This window comes from Cobetia sp. MC34 (assembly GCF_018340035.1).
GTDB classification, from domain to species: domain Bacteria; phylum Pseudomonadota; class Gammaproteobacteria; order Pseudomonadales; family Halomonadaceae; genus Cobetia; species Cobetia amphilecti.
On record NZ_JADPPY010000007.1, the window covers coordinates 143,237 to 158,737 of the forward strand.

Genomic DNA, 15,501 nt, shown 5'->3' on the forward strand with positions numbered 1-15,501 from the left:
TCATTGCCTGACCTCACCCGCCGCTCCCTGAGCGGGTGACCATGCTCACGAAAGCCCCGACGCCCAGCGTCGGGGCTTTCGTCGTTCTGAGGCGTCGTTTGTGGTGTGCCATCAGCCGGGCGCCATCACCCGTGCACATCAGCCGATCGAGAGCTCAGTGCGTGCATAGCTGATGCCGGGGCGGCTGCGGGTCGCCAGCAGGTAGCCGAGGGCGAGTGGTCCGGTGCGGCCCAGCAGCATGGTCGCGATGATCAGCAATTGCCCGCCGGGCGAGAGCTCGGGCGTCAGGCCGTGGCTCAGGCCGACGGTGCCGAAGGCCGAGACGGTCTCGAAGGCCAGCGACAGAAAGGCGTGGTCCGGGTCGGTGATGGTCAGGCCGAACAGCATGCTGAAGATCAGCAGCATCGCCGCCAGTGCCACGGCGATCGACTTGAAGACGGTGTCATCGCCGATGCGGCGGCCATGCAGGGTGGGGGAGGGCTCGCTGCGCAGAAAGGCGCGCGTGGTCAGCAGCAGCACCACGAAGGTGGTCAATTTGATGCCGCTGGCCGTCGAACCGCTGCCGCCGCCGATGAACATCAGCGCCATGGTCCACAGGGTCGAGGCTTGTGTCATCTCGGCGGAATCGATGACGCTGAACCCGGCGGTGCGCGGTGTGATGGCCATGAAGGCAGCGGCGAGCAGGCGTTCGCCATGACTGGCCATGGCACCCAGCGTGCCGGGGTTGCGCCATTCAAGCGCCAGTATCACCACCAGGCTCAGCAGGTTGAGCGCCACGGTGGCCTCGATCACCAGGCGTGTCTGCACCGAGAAGCGTGACGGCTGCAGCAATACGCGCCAGCCATGTTGGCGACGCCGCTCGCGCAGCTCGCCGATGACGGCAAAGCCGATGCCGCCGGTCATGAACAGAATGCCGATCACGCCGCTGGTCAGGGGGTTGGCCGCCTCACGCATCAGGCTGTCCGGCCACAGGGTGAAGCCGGCATTGTTGAAGGCCGAGACCGAGTGGAAGAGGCTCAGCCAGAGGCCCTCCTGCCAGCCGTACTCGGGCACCCAGTCCAACGCCAGCAAGGAGGCGCCTGCCAGCTCGAGCGTCAGCGCAAAGGCGGTGATGATCTTGAGCAGGCGGCCTATCTCGCGTGAGCTGCTGCGATTGAGCGCTTCGCGCAGCAGGCTGGTCTGATGCATCGGCAGGCGCTGACCCAGCATCACCAGTGACAGGGCGGCGATGGTCATGAAGCCGAGACCGCCGAGCTGGATCAGTATCAGCACGACGGTCTGGCCCGCGAGGGTAAGTCGCTGAGCGGAGTGACGGAGAGGCCGGTGACCGTGACGGCAGAGGTCGCGGTGAACAGCGCCGACAGCCAGCTCAAGCCCTGCTGATGCATGCCGGGCAGTTTCAGCAGGCAGGCGCCCAGCATGCCGAGGCCCAGAAAGCCGCTCAGCAGAATCTCCGGCGGCGACAGATGGATGATGGGCCCGCGTGGGCTGCGGGTCAGGGGGCGGAGATAGCGCCGGTAGCGCTGCCTCATAGATGTGCTCCCAGCTTGCGCAGCACGCTCAGCTCGCCGATCAGGACCAGATGGTCACCGGCGGCCAGACGCGTGCTGCCGGAGGGTTGGCGATCGAGTGTCTTGCCCTTGCGCAGCGCGATCACGCTGATGTCGTCATCGATGGGCAGCTGATCGAGCTGCTGGCAGTCATCGCCCAGTCGTGCACTGACCTCCAGCTCGACCACGAACTGGTGATCGCCGAGATGGATGAAGTCGACCATGGCATGGTAGGCGAGGCTTTCCGCCACACGCACGCCCAGGTCGTACTCCGGATGCACGATGTGATCGACACCCAGACGACTGAGCAGCTTGTGGTGTGCATCCGAGGTGGCCTTGACCCACAGCTCCCTGGCGCCGAGCTCCTTGGCCAGCAGCGCGCAGATCAGGCTCTGTTCCATCGAGTCGGCCAGATCGATCAAGACGGCGTCGTACTGCTCAAGCCCCAGCTCCTGCAGGGTATGTTCATCGGTGGGGTCCGCGATCACGGCTTGATTGAGCAGGTCTGCCACGGCATTGAGGCGCTTCTCATCGGCGTCCACGCCGAGCACTTCATGGTCATGGCGCCTGAGCTCCCGCGCGACGGTGCTGCCGAAATAGCCCAGTCCGATGACCGCGAATTGACGATGCATGACGACTCCTTGTCTGCGCTGCTGGGTGAGGCCAGACGCTCTTTGTCCAGACGCTCTCTGGTCAGGCACTCTCAGGCCCAGCCCTCTCTAGCCAGAGCGTTCTGGTCGGCGTCTCTTGAATGAGCCTACTCCAGTGATGCGGTGATGTCGGGTCCTTTTGCGGCGCGGTGCGTCTCAGGCGAGGTTGCTTGTCAGGCTTGGGAAGCAGGTATCGTTTCAAATGTTACCAATTTGAAGCATCCAATGTAGAGTGATTGCCGTCGTGTGGTGATGGCGTTTTCGCAGACGAATTCTGAGGGAATCGTGGTGATTTTCGATGGGAATCGCGGACGAACCTGCTTCATATCAGTAAAATGGTCTGTGTGAGCACCCAAGGCGGCCAGGCGTTGCGTCGATCACCACTGGCTCACAACAATAACTCGTAAGGTATTCCATGACGGCAAGACAGCAACCCAAGAATCTCTGGATCAGTCGCTGGGGCTTCATCCTTGCAGCTACCGGTTCCGCGGTAGGGCTGGGCAATATCTGGAAGTTTCCCTATATCACCGGTGAGTACGGCGGGGGCGCCTTCGTGCTGGTGTATCTGGCCTGCATCCTCGCCGTGGGCGTGCCCGTGATGATGGCGGAGATCGCCTTCGGGCGGCGCGGGCGCGGCAGCCCCATCGAGGCGATTGCCAATCTGGCGCGTGAAGCGGGGGCCAGTCCGTTGTGGAAGGTCTTCGGCTGGATCGCGATGCTGGCCGGCTTCATGATCCTGTCGTTCTATGTCGTGGTGGCGGGGTGGTCGTTCAGTTACCTGTGGAAGATGGCCAGTGGCGCGCTGTCCGGACACAGCGTCGCGGAGCTGGGCGCCATCTTCGAGGCCGGCAACGCCAACCCCTGGGCGCTGGGTGGCTGGGCCACGTTGGTGACGGTGGTGACGATGCTGATCGTCGGGCGCGGGGTGCAGGAAGGCGTCGAGAAGAGCGTGCGCTGGATGATGCCGGGCATGGTGATCATGCTGCTGATCATGATCGGCTATGCCCTGACCTCGGGCAACTTCTCGGCAGGCTTCCACTTCCTGTTCGATTTCGATGTCACGCGCTTGAGCAGCGAGGGGGTGCTGGCCGCGCTGGGGCATGCCTTCTTTACCCTGTCGCTGGCCTCCGGTGCCATCCTCACCTACGGCTCCTACCTGCCGTCGGGCACTTCCATCGCCCGCACCACCTTCACGGTGGCGATCGCCGATACCCTGGTGGCGCTGATGGCGGGACTGGCGATCTTCCCGATTATCTTCGCCAATGGCATGGACCCGTCCTCCGGGCCGGGGCTGATCTTCATGAGTCTGCCGGTGGCCTTCAGCCAGATGCCCTTCGGGCAGCTGTTCGGGGTGCTGTTCTTCGCCATGCTCTCGATCGCCGCCCTGACCTCCGCCATCTCGATGATCGAGGCGACCGTCGCCTGGCTGAGCGAGAACCGCAACATGAGCCGCACCAAGGCTTCGTGGCTGGCCGGCAGCGTGCTGTGGCTGGTGGCGATGTTCGCGATGCTGTCGTTCAATCTCGGCGCGGACTGGACGCTGGCCGGCAAGCACTTCTTCGACTGGCTCGATTATCTGACCTCGCGCTGGATGATGCCGATCGGTGGCATCGCCATGGCGCTGCTGGCCGGGTTCGTCTTCAAGAGCAGCATGCTGCGCGATGAGCTGAATCTGAGCGAAGCCGGCTATCGTCTGTGGCTGTTCATGATTCGCTATGTCAGCCCGGTCTGCATCCTGGCGATCTTCGTCGATGCCCTGGGCGTCGCAGAGCTGTCATTCGACGACTGGCCGTATTTCGTGGCCGTCATCCTGGCAGCCTGTCTCGTGGGCGAGCTGCTCTCGCCGCGCCTGCGCGAGCGTGCCGCCGAGCAGGGCTGATATGATCGCTGGCGTCAGTTCGATAGCGCCAGCCCGCTAGTCATCAAAGCGGCATGAAAAAGCCCCCTGCAGCGCGCTGCAGGGGGCTTTTCGTTCTGATGTCTGTGGCCTGTCTGTCTGCTGGTATCTGTGTGCCAGCTGGTGCCGTTACTCGCCTTCCAGACCGGTGATCGGCTTGACCGTGCCCCAGTGGCGGCACTTCGGACATTGCCAGAGCAGCATCGAGGCTTCGAAGCCGCAGCGATGACAGCGATGGCGAGGACGCGCCTGGATCAGCTGCTGGGTATGGCGCTTGAGCAGATTGAAACGCTCGGTCTCGCGCTCGTCGGCATCCAGCAGGTAGAGATCGAGCAGATAGTCGACGCCGCGCAGGCTGGGGTGACGATGCAGCTGCTCGCTGGCGAAGCTGGCAGCGGCCTCGACGCCCTCGCGGCGCTCGATCAATTGGGCAAGGCTGATGACTGTCGTGGTGTAGGGCGCGCGCTCGACTTCCTGATGCAGCAGGCGTACCAGGCCGCTCTCGTCATCCAGCATGCGAAAGGCGTTGCCCAGTGGCTCGAGGATGATGGGGGTGAAGCCGGTGTCCTGACGTGGAATGCGCTGCAGCAGGCGGATGCACTGCTTGTAGTTGGCATGATCGAATTCGATCTCGGCCAGCATCCAGTTGGCGCGGACGCATTTCTCGTCGGTGGAGAGCGCCTGCTTGAGGCGCTTGCGGGCCATCGCCTGACTGCCTTCGGCGATATCCAGCGCGGCCAGTTCGCAGTGCCAGTGGGCCGCTGCGCGGCGGATGCCGCCTTCCTGGCGCAGAATGGCGTGGGCGACTTCGAGCGCGGCCTCCCATTCGCGTTCCCGCTCGAGGAGGTCGATCAACAGGCGGCGGCCGGCACGCCGATGGCTGTCGTGCTGCGCTTGCTTGAGGAGGGTTTCCAGCAGCTTCTCGGCGCGGTCATAGACACCGCTGCGCATGAAGTCGCGGGCCAGTTCCAGCTGGACACGCTCGCCCTGTTCGCTATCCAGGGCAGGGCGGGCCAGCAGGTTCTGGTGAATCTTGACGGCACGATCGACTTCGCCGCGACTGCGATAGAGATTGCCCAGCGCGATGTGGGTATCGACGGTGTCGCTGTTGACTTCCAGGGCCTGAACGAAGGTTTCGATGGCACGATCAGGCTGCTCGTTGAGCAGATGATTGAGGCCGACGAAGTAGTCGCGGGACAGGGTGGCAGGAGCCGGTGCTTGTTCATCGGGGCGACGATCACGCCGCCCCAGCCAGAATCCGATGGCGATGGCCGCCATCAGCAATCCCAGCAATATCAGATCAGGCATTTATGCCACTTCCTTGATCTCCTGGATGCGCAGTTGGTCCAGTTCCTTGCGTTGCTGCTGGTTGCGACGCTGGGCACGGGTCAACAGCGTGCGCAGGCGCAGGTACATGCCGGTCATCGCGACCATGCCAAGCACGACGCCGACGGCCAGCGAGAACAGCAGCCACATGGAAAGGGACGCAGCAGGCAGCTCTACCCAGATGAGGTCGAGGGGCACGGCTTGCTGGTTGTGAACGGCAAAGAGAATACCGACCAGCAGGACGATCAGCAGGATCACGGCCAGAACGAGACCTTTTAGCCAACGCATAACGGTTTCCTTGTCATGAAATGCAGTCGTGAATCATCTGGGAGCGAGTGTATCACTGCCCATCGCGCGAGTCTTGGCGGCGACGCCGTTGAGGTGGGTGGCTGTTGTCTCTGGCATGACGGCTTGAGCAGATGTCGGCCGGCACTGAGCCAGCCGGCCCCGTCACGCCGGGTCTTCCTCTGCGGGCAGCGCTGTCAGTCAGCCGCGCCGTCGTCTTTGGCACTGTCATCGGTCGCGCTGTCGTCAATACCCCAGGGCGCGACTGGCATCGACCTGCTCGCGCAGCTCCTTGCCGGGCTTGAAGTGGGGGACGAACTTGCCATCCAGGTCCACCGGCTCGCCGGTCTTGGGGTTGCGCCCCAGTCGTGGCTCACGGTAGTGCAGCGAGAAGCTGCCGAAACCGCGAATCTCGACGCGACCGCCGTGGGCCAGGGCGTCTGTCACATCATCGAGGATGATGCGAACCGCGGCCTCTACATCCTTGAGCGACAACTCAGGCTGTCGCATGGCTATCTGTTCGATCAGCTCGGACTTGGTCATCGGATCTCTCCATGCCTGCACCTTTCTCGCGAAAGGCGTTCGTGATGCGGCAGCCGGGCGACCTCTTGTCACCGGACAGGCACACGCATCCTTGTGATTGTTATCTCCTCAGCATAATGGGCAAATCCTGAGAAAACAACGCACTAGGGACATCATTGCCGATCACGGCACGGATTGCCAATTCCTGCCCGAGCAACGGGTCAACGGATGCCGCTGACGCCCCCCTCGGGTATACTGCGCGCATTGATGTGACGACTGAGGTTCAGGCAATGGAAGATGTGATTCGCAAGCGGCTTCATTGGCATTCGCGTCGCGGCATGTGGGAGCTCGATCTGCTGCTGCTGCCGTTTCTGGAGCAGCGTTTCGACGCCTTGAGCGAAGACGACAAGGCGCTCTATGTGCAGCTGCTGGCCGAAGAGGACCAGGACCTCTTCGTGTGGCTGATGAAGCGCGACCCGTGCGGCAATGCCGAGTACCAGCGCCTGATCAACATGGTGATCGCCAATGCCGAGAATGGCGAGCGCGATCAGTTCAAGGGCCTCTAGACAGGCGTTCGCGACCCACGCCAGCCTGCGCGTCGGGCTGTTGGTGGCGAGTCTCGCCTTGTGGGTCTGGCTTGCCGAGCTGGCGACTGGCCAGTTCGTTGTCAGTACCTGGTGGACCTGTCAGTGGCAATATCTACGCAATGCCCTGCCTTTCGAGGCGGGGCATTGTGCGTTTGAGGGGCTCGCTCAGCTGTCGGATGGCGTCATGGCGCTGCTGAGCGTGTTGGGGCTGGGCTGGCTGCTGCAGGCCGGAGAGCTGGCGTCATGGTGGCGCCAGGCTCGGCGGCGACTCAAGGACCCCGAGGCGCGAGTCTGGCTGGCCCTTGGGGGCAGCCTCTGCGCCGATGCGGCGCTTGCCAGCGGTGGCCAGGCGCCAGTGCCGGAGAACGAGGTTGAAGCAGAGAGCGAAGTCGAGACCGAAGTCAGCGACACCCCGCCTGCGTCAGATGCACGCCACCGTCACCCGGAGATGCAGCTCTGCTGGTGGTGGGCCGATGGTGCCTCACGCAGCTGGCAGCCCGTCAACGTGCGCTGTCTGTGGTGCTCACCACGTCTGCTGGGGCTCGAGATCTCGCCGCAGGGTTTCGGGCCACAGGGGGTGGGACCACAGAGGGTGGGGCCACAGGGGATGGAGCTGCAGGGCTTGAGAGCGCAGGGCGCGGACCAGCAGCACCTGAAAACCCAGCGGGTGTGGCTGTGGCCGGATAGCGCCTCCAGCGAAGACCTTCACCAGCTGCGGCTGTGGTTGCTGTGGCCGCCCTTGCCGCATGGCTTGCCGCGTCAGCCGCCGCCATTGGAGACCCTGCGGCGCGTCGCTGCCCAGGGCTCCCGCCCACGCTGAGCCTGCTCATGGGCCTTTTCATGGGTCTTCGCATAAGCCTTCTCAAGAGCCGCTCAGGTCGCGGCAGCGAAGGCCGAGAGGCGAATGACGCTATCGCGGGCACGCGGCGCCGGCATCGGGAAGTCGCGGATGAAGTGCAGGCCACGTGACTCATGGCGCTGATGGGCGCACAGCAGCAGCAGCGGTGCCAGCGTCAGGGCCTGATAGAGCGCAAGGTGATCGAGCCCTGCTCGCGGCGCTGAAGCTTGCCTGTGCTGCTCGGCCTCCGCCGTTTGCCCCGCCTCCAGCGAGACCCACTGCGCTATCTGCTTCAACGCCTCCCTCAGGCCGTGCTGGCTGCGCTCGATCCCCGCTTGCAGACTCATCAGCTGGCGCAAGCTTTGCAGGCGCGTGCGCGCCTCGTCGGCGCTCAGACGCATCACGCAGCGCCAGACCTGACCATTGTCGGCGAGCTGTGTGAGCAGGGCGGCGTGTTGCGGCATCAGCGAGTCGAGCGTGCTCATCAGGCGTGGCTCGTCGGCGCGGCGCGGCTGCCCAAGTGCTTCACCACAGGCACGCGCCTGCACCAGGCACTCGAGCAGCGAGTTGCTGGCCATGCGATTGGCGCCGTGCAGGCCCGTGCAGGCGACTTCGCCGATGGCCCACAGCCCGGGCAGGTCGCTGGCGCCATCCAGTCCGGTGGCGATGCCGCCGCAGCTGTAGTGGGCGGCAGGGACGACGGGAATCGGTGCATGACGAATATCGATCCCGCGTGCCAGGCAGTGCTCGGCGATGGTCGGGAAGTGGTGCTCGATGGCCTCGGCCCCCAACGCGCTGATATCCAGACAGACATGCTCGAGACCGTGCGTGCGCATCTCGGCGAGGATGGCGCGTGCCACGACATCACGCGGCGCCAGCTCCAGACGCGGATCATGATCGGCCATGAAGCGATGCCCATCCGGGCGCAGCAGCAGCCCCCCTTCGCCCCGTACCGCCTCGGAGATCAAAAAGGGCGTGCCATCGGGGTCATACAGGCAGGTGGGATGAAACTGCTGGAACTCCAGGTTCATCAGGCTGGCGCCGGCGCGGGTCGCCATCGCCATGCCATCACCGACACTGGCGCTCGGGCTGGTGGCGTGGGCGAACAGGCCGCTGGCGCCGCCGGTGGCCAGTACCAGGTCATTGGCTGCCAGCCATTGGCGCTGACCCGTGCCATCCATCACCCACAGGCCACTGGCGCGGCCGGCGTTGACCGCGATGTCGACGGCCAGCAGGTCTTCGAGAATCTCGATGTTCGGGTGGGCTTCGACATGGGCGCTGAGCGTATCGAGCAGCGCCCGCCCGGTGGCGTCGGCGGCGTGGATGATGCGGCGGCGACCATGCCCGCCTTCACGGGTGAGGTGGAAGGGGTAGCTGGCGTCGGCGTCGGCCGGGGTGAAGGGCACGCCGAGTGCGATCAACCATTCGATGGCCTCCCGCGAGTGACCGACGGTGAAGCGCACCGCACGCTCGTTGCACAGGCCATCGCCGGCAATCAGGGTGTCGGCGACATGGGATTCCACATCGTCCTCGGGCGCCAGCACCGCCGCGATACCGCCCTGTGCCCAGCGGCTGGCGCCCTGTGCCTCACGCGCTGGACGCAACAGCGTGACGCGGCGAGTACGCGGGCCGGGGGGCAGGCGATTGGCGAGGCTGAGTGCCAGGGTCAAACCTGCCGCGCCGCCACCGACGATCAGCACGTCATGCTGGCTTGCGGGAGTCACTCCGGATACTGAGTTCATGTGTCTTTCCTGGCAGTCTCATTGCCGGCCGAGTCCGGCTGGTGCCTGTCGTGGCGGTCTGGCTCATCGCTGCTGTTGTCACTGATGCTGTCATCACTCGCCGGCGCTTTGCTGGTCGTCTCATTATTGGCCGTCGCTTTGCTGGCCGGCGCTTCGCTGACCGATGAGTGTTGCTCGCCAGCGTTGTTCTCGCGCCTGGTGGGGGCTGCCGTATCGCCCGGTGTCGGGTCTTCCGGCAGGAACAGGCGGCGTGCATCACTGATCAGGCCATGGCCCGGCAGTCGGCGTTGCAGGCGCTGGCTCGGCAGACGCTCCAGCAAGGCCAGGCGCTCGCCCAGGGCTTCGGTCAGGCGTGCCAGTTCGCGATTGAGCCACAGGTAGCCTGCCGGGCTGAACAGCGCACGGCCGTTGCGGCTCTCGACATTGCGGACATCGGCATAGCGTTGCAGGTCGAAGGGCGTCACCGTCAGTTCGATGCTCTGGCCGGTGCGCACCTGAAAGGCCAGGGTGCCAAGCGCGCGGGCCAGGCGATGCTGGGCATCGCGCAGGCCATCCAGCCCCTCGATGAATTCATGCCCCTCGCGGGTGTTCCAGTGGGTTTCCTGCAGCAGTTCGATGGTCGAGATCATGCGGCGCTCGAAGGACAGGATTTCCTCGATGTCGGCACGATTGATGCGGCCTTCCTGAGCGACGGCATCGACCAGACCGCGCTGCTTGACCAGCTGTGCCGAGGTGGCACGCACCAGCGCGAGCCCCTCATTGACGCCCTCACGCTCGGCCTTGGTATGGCCGTGGTAGAGGCGTGCCAGCTTGTCGAGGTTGTCGGCCAGCAGGAAGCGGAAGACATCCGTTGCCTTCTGGGGCAGCAGCACCATGCTGACCACGATGCTGATCAGGGTGCCCAGCACCACATTGAAGACACGCCACAGCCCGATGCCGAGATCATGATTGCCATCACCGATCACCATCAGCAGCGTGACGCAGAACAGCAGCGAGCTGTAGCCATAGCGATTGCTGAAGGTGGCATTCAGTGCCAGGGCGATGCCGACGATGCTCCAGAAGGGCACCACGCCGGGCAGAGGCTCGGCGACCAGAATCAGGATCAGGCCCCACAGGCCGCCAAGCAGCGTGCCGACCAGACGTTGCCAGCCCTTGTCGATGACACCGCCGACGTGGGGCAGGTTGCCCATGACCATCACGGTACTGACCAATGCCCAGGAACTGTGCGGCAGGCTGAACAGTTCGATGATGGAAAAGCACAGCGTCAGGGCGACGGTCACGCGCAGGATATGCAGGCGCTGGCGGTGCAGATAGGTGAAGTAAGGGTTGTGCGAGAACCATTTCATCGGGCGTATCTCACTGTGCTTGTCATGAGGAAGAGGCTACCCGAGGGTGAAGGGGGTCAGTCATCGTGACCGAGAATGAGGTGAACATCTGGAGCGACAGGGTCCCGTTGCTGGAGAAGATGAGGTGATGGCCGACATTGATGGAAATGCAGTGGAGGCGTGGTATCTCCACTGCGCTGCTGATTCAGGCTCGAGGTGCTTCAAGGCTGCGGTGGCGCAAGACTATGGTGATTCAAGACTGTAGTGATTCAAGACTGCTGCCTCTCGAGCGGGAGATATTACCCCAGACGCCGGCGGTGGCAGGCATCTGATAGCCTCAAGTGCCTGTGAGGATGTCAGGTGAGCTCTTTCAAGGCGTTGACGATATCTTCGGGTTCCGAGCGTGTCCGGTAATCGACATCGACGTGACGCCAGCTCACGGTTCTGTCTTGTGCGATGACGAAGGTCGCCGGGATGGGCAGTACACTGCCATCACCGTTGTTGATGGCATCCAGATCGAGTTCACGGTCCACGCGCATGTGTTCCATCAGATAGTCCGGCACCTTCCAGGCGACGCCATAGCGAGAGGCGACCTCTGCGTCCTGGTCTGACAACACGTGGAACAGCATCTCATCGATCTCGGTGGCGGAGAGCGAGTCATCCGGCACCTGTGGGCTGATGGCGACCAACTGTGCGCCGTGAGCGCGAATGTCATCGAGTCGCTCATTCAGGGCCCTCAGCTGCAAGCTGCAGTAGGGGCACCAGTCACCACGATAGAAGGTGACCACGACCGGGCCTGATTCGAGCAATTCCTCGAGAGACACTGCCTGGCCTGCGGCGTTGGGCAGCGCGAACCCGGGTGCCTTCTCGCCCACGGAGAGAGCATTCGCACCCTGTTGCAAAGCCTTGGCCTTTTCGATGATCTTATCGACATTCTTCATGAAATCAGGCTTGGCCTGGCGCCCAGCTTCAACCTTCGCTTCAGTCTGCTCTTTCAGGCTTTTCATGCTGTCCTCGCTAAGGTGGTAGTGGGCCGCTGGAAAGGGCCAGCCATAGGCCCTCGCACGCTCGGTAGTGTAACCGAGGCCTCGTCTTGCGTAACAGAGGATTGGTGACAAGCCATCTTGCAAGCGTGCGTCCGCGCCGTTGCAGGGCGGGTGATGACGGAGCCCGGCCATGAATGTGTAATTGTTATTGATAATCACTACTATTAAGCGGCTTGATTGGTATCCTGTGCGTCCCCAAGTGATCATCAGGGGATCGAAGCTGGCGATCAGGTCATTGATCACGTTGTTGCCAGCCGCCCATCAGTGACGCCAGCCAGGTGCGACGTCATATGCAACAGCACAGGGAGACAAGCATGAGCAGCCAGACCCGCCGTGAACGCGACAGCATGGGTGAACTCGAAGTGCCGGCCAGCGCACTCTATGGCGCCCAGACTCAGCGAGCGGTCGACAACTTCCCCGTCAGTGGCCAGCCGTTGCCTGCTGCCTTCATTCGCGCCGTGGCGCGTATCAAGCTTGCCGCCGCCGAGGTCAACCGTGACCTGGAGCTGCTGGATGACGTGCGTGCCGAGGCGATCATCAAGGCGGCACGCCAGATCATCGACGGCGAGCATGCCGATCAATTCCCGGTCGATGTCTTCCAGACCGGTTCCGGCACCTCGACCAACATGAACGTCAACGAGGTGCTGACGCAGCTTGCCAATCAGCATCTGGGCGACAAGGACGTGACCGTCGGCGCCAACGACCACGTCAACATGGGCCAGTCGAGCAATGATGTCATCCCGACGGCCATTCATCTGTCCGCCGTCATCGCTGTCTCGGACACCCTGTTGCCGGCGCTGCGCCATCTGCATGAGGTGATCTCCCGCAAGGCCTCTGAAGTGGATGACGTCGTCAAGACCGGTCGCACTCACCTGATGGATGCGATGCCGATTCGCATGAGTAAGGAGCTGGGTGCCTGGCAGGCGCAGGTCGGGCAGGCCATCGAGCGCATCGAGCAGGTTCTGCCGCGCCTCGAGCGCCTCGCCCAGGGCGGCACCGCCGTCGGCAGTGGCATCAACGCGCATCCGGAATTCGCCGAGCGCATCGCCGACCGCCTCTCGCACCAGACCGGCCATGCCTTCCGTCCCGCCGAGAGCTTCTTCGCGGCGCTGTCCTCCCAGGACACGGCAGTCGAGCTCTCCGGCCATCTGCGTACCTACGCCGTGGCGATGATGAAGATCAGCAACGACCTGCGCTGGATGAATTCCGGCCCGCTGGCAGGGCTGGGCGAGATCGAGCTTGAGGCTCTGCAGCCGGGCAGCTCCATCATGCCGGGCAAGGTCAATCCGGTGATTCCCGAGGCGGCCGCCCAGGTGGCAGCGCAGGTGATGGGCAATGACGCCACCATCGGCATCGCCGGGCAGAGCGGCAACTTCCAGCTCAATGTCATGCTGCCGCTGATCGCCAACAACCTGCTGTCCTCGATCACACTGAGTGCCAATGTCAGCCGCCTGCTGGCGGACAAGGCCATTGCCACCTTCAACGTGCGCCAGGACAACATCGAGGCACCGCTGGCCAAGAACCCGATTCTGGTCACGGCGCTCAATCCGGTGATCGGTTACAACGAGGCGGCGCGAGTGGCCAAGGTGGCCTATCAGGCCGGGCGTCCGATTCTGGATGTAGCCGAGGAAGAGACCGAGTTGTCACGCGAGGAGCTGGAGCGTCTGCTCGATCCGGCCAAGCTGACGGCGGGCGGTATCCAGTAAGTCGTCAATACATGACCTAAAATTTCGCCTGTCCCTGAACGAAAAGCCCGCCCCTCCGGCAAGGAGGGGCGGGCTTTCTTTTGCTGCTGGCTCAGCCGGTTTTCATCAGGCGGCGCGTGCCAGCAGGCGTTCCTTGAGGTAGTCGCCGATGCGCGTCTTCTGCTCATCGCTCAGGCGCAGCGTCAGCTTGGTGCGGCGCCAGACGACATCCTGCACCTCACGCGCCCATTCGTGCTCGACCAGGTAGTCGATCTCGGCGGCGCTCAGGCCGGCGCCGAAGTCCTCGCCCAGGTCCGCCTCGCTCTTCTTGCCGTCGAGGAAGTGCAGGCACAGGCTGCCGTAGCTTGAGGCGAAGCGTCGGGCGCGTGCTTCGCCGAGGAACGGGTAGTCGCGCTGCAGCTGGCGGGTGAAGGCCGCGCGGCTCTCGATATCGCCACCGGGCAGGGCCTTCTCGTGGGTCCACGGCTCGCCCATGCTCGGCAGCAGCGGCTTGAGGTCTTCGAGTGCCGATTCGGCCAGTTTGCGATAGGTGGTGATCTTGCCGCCGAAGATGGACAGCATCGGTGCGCCGCTGTCATCCAGATGCAGGGTGTAATCACGCGTCATCGCGGACGGGTCTGCCGACTCGTCGTCACACAGCGGGCGCACGCCGGAGAAGGTCGAGACCACGTCATCGCGGCTCAGCTTGCGCTTGAAGTGATGGTTGACCACCTCGAGCATGTAGTCGGTCTCATCGCTGGAGCAGGCCACCTCGGAGGGGTCGCCCTTGTAGCGCACGTCAGTGGTGCCGATCAGGCTGAAGTCTTCCTGATAGGGCAGCACGAAGACGATGCGCTTGTCCTTGTTCTGCAGGATGAAGGCGCGGTCATCGGTGTTGATGCGCGGCACGATCAGGTGGCTGCCCTGGATCATGCGGATGCCGTAGCGTGGCGTGCGCTCGGTGGCGCCCTTGATGAAGGACTCCACCCACGGACCTGCCGCATTCACCAAGGTGCGTGCGCGGCGGATGAAGGTCTCGCCGCTGCTGATATCTTCAAGCGTCAGCTCCCAGTGGCCTTCGACATCACGGGCGCCGACACAGCGGGTGCCCGTCATGATCTCGGCGCCTTGCTCGCGCGCCTGCAGTGCATTGGTGATGACCAGACGAGCATCATCGACCCAGCAATCCGAGTATTCGAAGCCCTGGTTGATCTCGCTGACCAGCGGGCTCTGCTCGCCGAACTTGAGGCCCTTGGAGGCTGGCAGGGTCTCGCGCTTGCCGATGTGGTCATACAGGAACAGGCCCGCACGAATCATCCACGCCGGACGCAGATGCGGTTGGTGCGGCAGGATGAAGCGCAGCGGCCAGATGATATGCGGCGCCTTCTTGAGCAGTACCTCGCGCTCCTGCAGGGCTTCGCGCACCAGACGGAACTCGTAGTGCTCCAGATAGCGCAGGCCGCCGTGGATCAGCTTGCTGCTGGCGGAGGAGGTCGCACTGGCGAGGTCGTTCTGCTCGCACAGGGCCACGCTCAGGCCACGGCCGCTGGCATCGTTGGCGATACCGGCGCCATTGATGCCGCCGCCGATGATGAAGAGGTCAAGAAGTGCATCGTTGTCGCGGGACATGGGCTGCTCCTGCTCGTGCCCGGCGCTACCGGGTGGGGCGAATGAGTCTGCACCGGCAAGGTGCGCGATAATAGGTTTTCGAAAGTGAACATAGCTTAGCAAAAGTCGAACATCAAGGGGATTCTTCTGCGCTGATGGCTTTCGGAAGTGATCATTTGGGCGAGTGTCTGGCAACTGAGGATTGCCTGATATTCAACCTGTTGTCTTGCCGGTGTTTTTTCTCAGTCTCTGATCATGGCGTGACATTTTCATGAAGCGCCTGGCTGTCATGTTGCCGCGCGGGCGGCGCAGACGATGCCCGCAGTGACTGATCAAGCGTCCTGACAGGTTATACGGAGACGAAGCGGTGCCGCTGGGCAGCGCACAGTCAGCAGCTGGGTAGCTTTCGTGATATGCGAGGTTCATCGGTGCAAAGGGGG

At 63.5% G+C, this 15,501-nt stretch carries 15 protein-coding genes; 4 read left to right on the plus strand and 11 right to left on the minus strand.

Features of this window, described 5'->3' with window-relative positions:
* Positions 1 to 138 precede the first annotated feature (138 nt).
* From IZU87_RS06125 to IZU87_RS06130, 3 genes are read right to left on the minus strand one after another with little or no spacing between them, the layout of a single operon-like run.
* Positions 139 to 1,272, minus strand: a complete 1,134-nt coding sequence (locus IZU87_RS06125) for a potassium transporter TrkG (protein WP_349305164.1) — start codon at positions 1,270 to 1,272, stop codon at positions 139 to 141.
* The gene (locus tag IZU87_RS17630) at positions 1,266 to 1,532 is read right to left on the minus strand and encodes a hypothetical protein (protein ID WP_249330456.1); all 267 of its coding nucleotides are present in this window, start codon (positions 1,530 to 1,532) and stop codon (positions 1,266 to 1,268) included. The genes IZU87_RS06125 and IZU87_RS17630 overlap by 7 nt, the downstream gene beginning before the upstream one ends.
* Positions 1,529 to 2,182 carry a potassium channel family protein gene (locus IZU87_RS06130; RefSeq protein WP_213114000.1) on the minus strand — a complete coding sequence of 218 codons (654 nt, stop codon included), beginning with the start codon at positions 2,180 to 2,182 and terminating at the stop codon, positions 1,529 to 1,531. Before IZU87_RS06130 ends, IZU87_RS17630 begins: the two co-directional genes overlap by 4 nt.
* 433 nt (positions 2,183 to 2,615) lie before the next feature.
* Here IZU87_RS06130 and IZU87_RS06135 point away from each other — a divergent pair, with 433 nt between their 5' ends.
* Complete coding sequence (locus IZU87_RS06135; RefSeq protein ID WP_213114001.1) at positions 2,616 to 4,079, plus strand: sodium-dependent transporter; 1,464 nt, start codon at positions 2,616 to 2,618, stop codon at positions 4,077 to 4,079.
* 147 nt (positions 4,080 to 4,226) lie between these two features.
* Here IZU87_RS06135 and lapB read toward each other — a convergent pair whose 3' ends face one another.
* The 3 genes from lapB to IZU87_RS06150 all read right to left on the minus strand — a co-directional run bounded on the left by lapB (position 4,227) and on the right by IZU87_RS06150 (position 6,251).
* Positions 4,227 to 5,405, minus strand: coding sequence for a lipopolysaccharide assembly protein LapB (gene lapB / locus IZU87_RS06140; RefSeq protein ID WP_043335632.1), 1,179 nt, complete (start codon positions 5,403 to 5,405; stop codon positions 4,227 to 4,229).
* Positions 5,406 to 5,711, minus strand: coding sequence for a lipopolysaccharide assembly protein LapA domain-containing protein (locus tag IZU87_RS06145; protein ID WP_054555462.1), 306 nt, complete (start codon positions 5,709 to 5,711; stop codon positions 5,406 to 5,408).
* A 243-nt stretch (positions 5,712 to 5,954) separates the two neighbouring features.
* Positions 5,955 to 6,251: an integration host factor subunit beta gene (locus IZU87_RS06150; RefSeq protein WP_043335630.1), complete on the minus strand. Its 297-nt coding sequence runs from the start codon at positions 6,249 to 6,251 to the stop codon at positions 5,955 to 5,957.
* Between the two features lie 269 nt (positions 6,252 to 6,520).
* Here IZU87_RS06150 and IZU87_RS06155 point away from each other — a divergent pair, with 269 nt between their 5' ends.
* Both IZU87_RS06155 and IZU87_RS06160 read left to right on the plus strand, forming a co-directional pair.
* Positions 6,521 to 6,796, plus strand: a complete 276-nt coding sequence (locus IZU87_RS06155; protein ID WP_043335628.1) for an FAD assembly factor SdhE — start codon at positions 6,521 to 6,523, stop codon at positions 6,794 to 6,796.
* Complete coding sequence (locus IZU87_RS06160) at positions 6,756 to 7,637, plus strand: hypothetical protein (RefSeq protein ID WP_213114002.1); 882 nt, start codon at positions 6,756 to 6,758, stop codon at positions 7,635 to 7,637. The genes IZU87_RS06155 and IZU87_RS06160 overlap by 41 nt, the downstream gene beginning before the upstream one ends.
* A gap of 53 nt (positions 7,638 to 7,690) precedes the next feature.
* On the opposite strand, the gene nadB is transcribed toward IZU87_RS06160, so the two are convergent.
* From nadB to IZU87_RS18030, 3 genes are all read right to left on the minus strand, one after another.
* Positions 7,691 to 9,397, minus strand: a complete 1,707-nt coding sequence (nadB, locus tag IZU87_RS06165) for an L-aspartate oxidase (protein ID WP_213114003.1) — start codon at positions 9,395 to 9,397, stop codon at positions 7,691 to 7,693.
* On the minus strand, positions 9,394 to 10,743 hold the full coding sequence (locus tag IZU87_RS06170; RefSeq protein ID WP_213114004.1) for an FUSC family protein: 1,350 nt from the start codon (positions 10,741 to 10,743) through the stop codon (positions 9,394 to 9,396). Before IZU87_RS06170 ends, nadB begins: the two co-directional genes overlap by 4 nt.
* A gap of 335 nt (positions 10,744 to 11,078) precedes the next feature.
* On the minus strand, positions 11,079 to 12,011 hold the full coding sequence (locus IZU87_RS18030; protein WP_213114005.1) for a peroxiredoxin-like family protein: 933 nt from the start codon (positions 12,009 to 12,011) through the stop codon (positions 11,079 to 11,081).
* Positions 12,012 to 12,082: 71 nt separating this feature from the next.
* Between IZU87_RS18030 and IZU87_RS06180 the strand changes: the two genes are divergently transcribed.
* Positions 12,083 to 13,474, plus strand: coding sequence for a class II fumarate hydratase (locus IZU87_RS06180; RefSeq protein ID WP_213114006.1), 1,392 nt, complete (start codon positions 12,083 to 12,085; stop codon positions 13,472 to 13,474).
* A 105-nt stretch (positions 13,475 to 13,579) separates the two neighbouring features.
* Here IZU87_RS06180 and glpD read toward each other — a convergent pair whose 3' ends face one another.
* Both glpD and IZU87_RS06190 read right to left on the minus strand, forming a co-directional pair.
* Complete coding sequence (gene glpD / locus IZU87_RS06185; protein ID WP_213114007.1) at positions 13,580 to 15,082, minus strand: glycerol-3-phosphate dehydrogenase; 1,503 nt, start codon at positions 15,080 to 15,082, stop codon at positions 13,580 to 13,582.
* A 192-nt stretch (positions 15,083 to 15,274) separates the two neighbouring features.
* Positions 15,275 to 15,501 (minus strand): hypothetical protein (locus IZU87_RS06190; RefSeq protein WP_213114008.1); only part of this gene is annotated, 227 nt, incomplete at its 5' end.

Excerpts from the sequence above, each read along its gene's own strand:
- IZU87_RS17630 (WP_249330456.1), bottom strand. The coding sequence starts at position 1,532 with ATGAGGCAGCGCTACCGGCGCTATCTCCGCCCCCTGACCCGCAGCCCA.
- IZU87_RS06130 (WP_213114000.1), bottom strand. The coding sequence starts at position 2,182 with ATGCATCGTCAATTCGCGGTCATCGGACTGGGCTATTTCGGCAGCACC.
- IZU87_RS06135 (WP_213114001.1), top strand. The coding sequence starts at position 2,616 with ATGACGGCAAGACAGCAACCCAAGAATCTCTGGATCAGTCGCTGGGGC.
- lapB (WP_043335632.1), bottom strand. The coding sequence starts at position 5,405 with ATGCCTGATCTGATATTGCTGGGATTGCTGATGGCGGCCATCGCCATC.
- IZU87_RS06145 (WP_054555462.1), bottom strand. The coding sequence starts at position 5,711 with ATGCGTTGGCTAAAAGGTCTCGTTCTGGCCGTGATCCTGCTGATCGTC.
- IZU87_RS06150 (WP_043335630.1), bottom strand. The coding sequence starts at position 6,251 with ATGACCAAGTCCGAGCTGATCGAACAGATAGCCATGCGACAGCCTGAG.
- IZU87_RS06155 (WP_043335628.1), top strand. The coding sequence starts at position 6,521 with ATGGAAGATGTGATTCGCAAGCGGCTTCATTGGCATTCGCGTCGCGGC.
- IZU87_RS06160 (WP_213114002.1), top strand. The coding sequence starts at position 6,756 with ATGCCGAGAATGGCGAGCGCGATCAGTTCAAGGGCCTCTAGACAGGCG.
- nadB (WP_213114003.1), bottom strand. The coding sequence starts at position 9,397 with ATGAACTCAGTATCCGGAGTGACTCCCGCAAGCCAGCATGACGTGCTG.
- IZU87_RS06170 (WP_213114004.1), bottom strand. The coding sequence starts at position 10,743 with ATGAAATGGTTCTCGCACAACCCTTACTTCACCTATCTGCACCGCCAG.
- IZU87_RS06180 (WP_213114006.1), top strand. The coding sequence starts at position 12,083 with ATGAGCAGCCAGACCCGCCGTGAACGCGACAGCATGGGTGAACTCGAA.
- glpD (WP_213114007.1), bottom strand. The coding sequence starts at position 15,082 with ATGTCCCGCGACAACGATGCACTTCTTGACCTCTTCATCATCGGCGGC.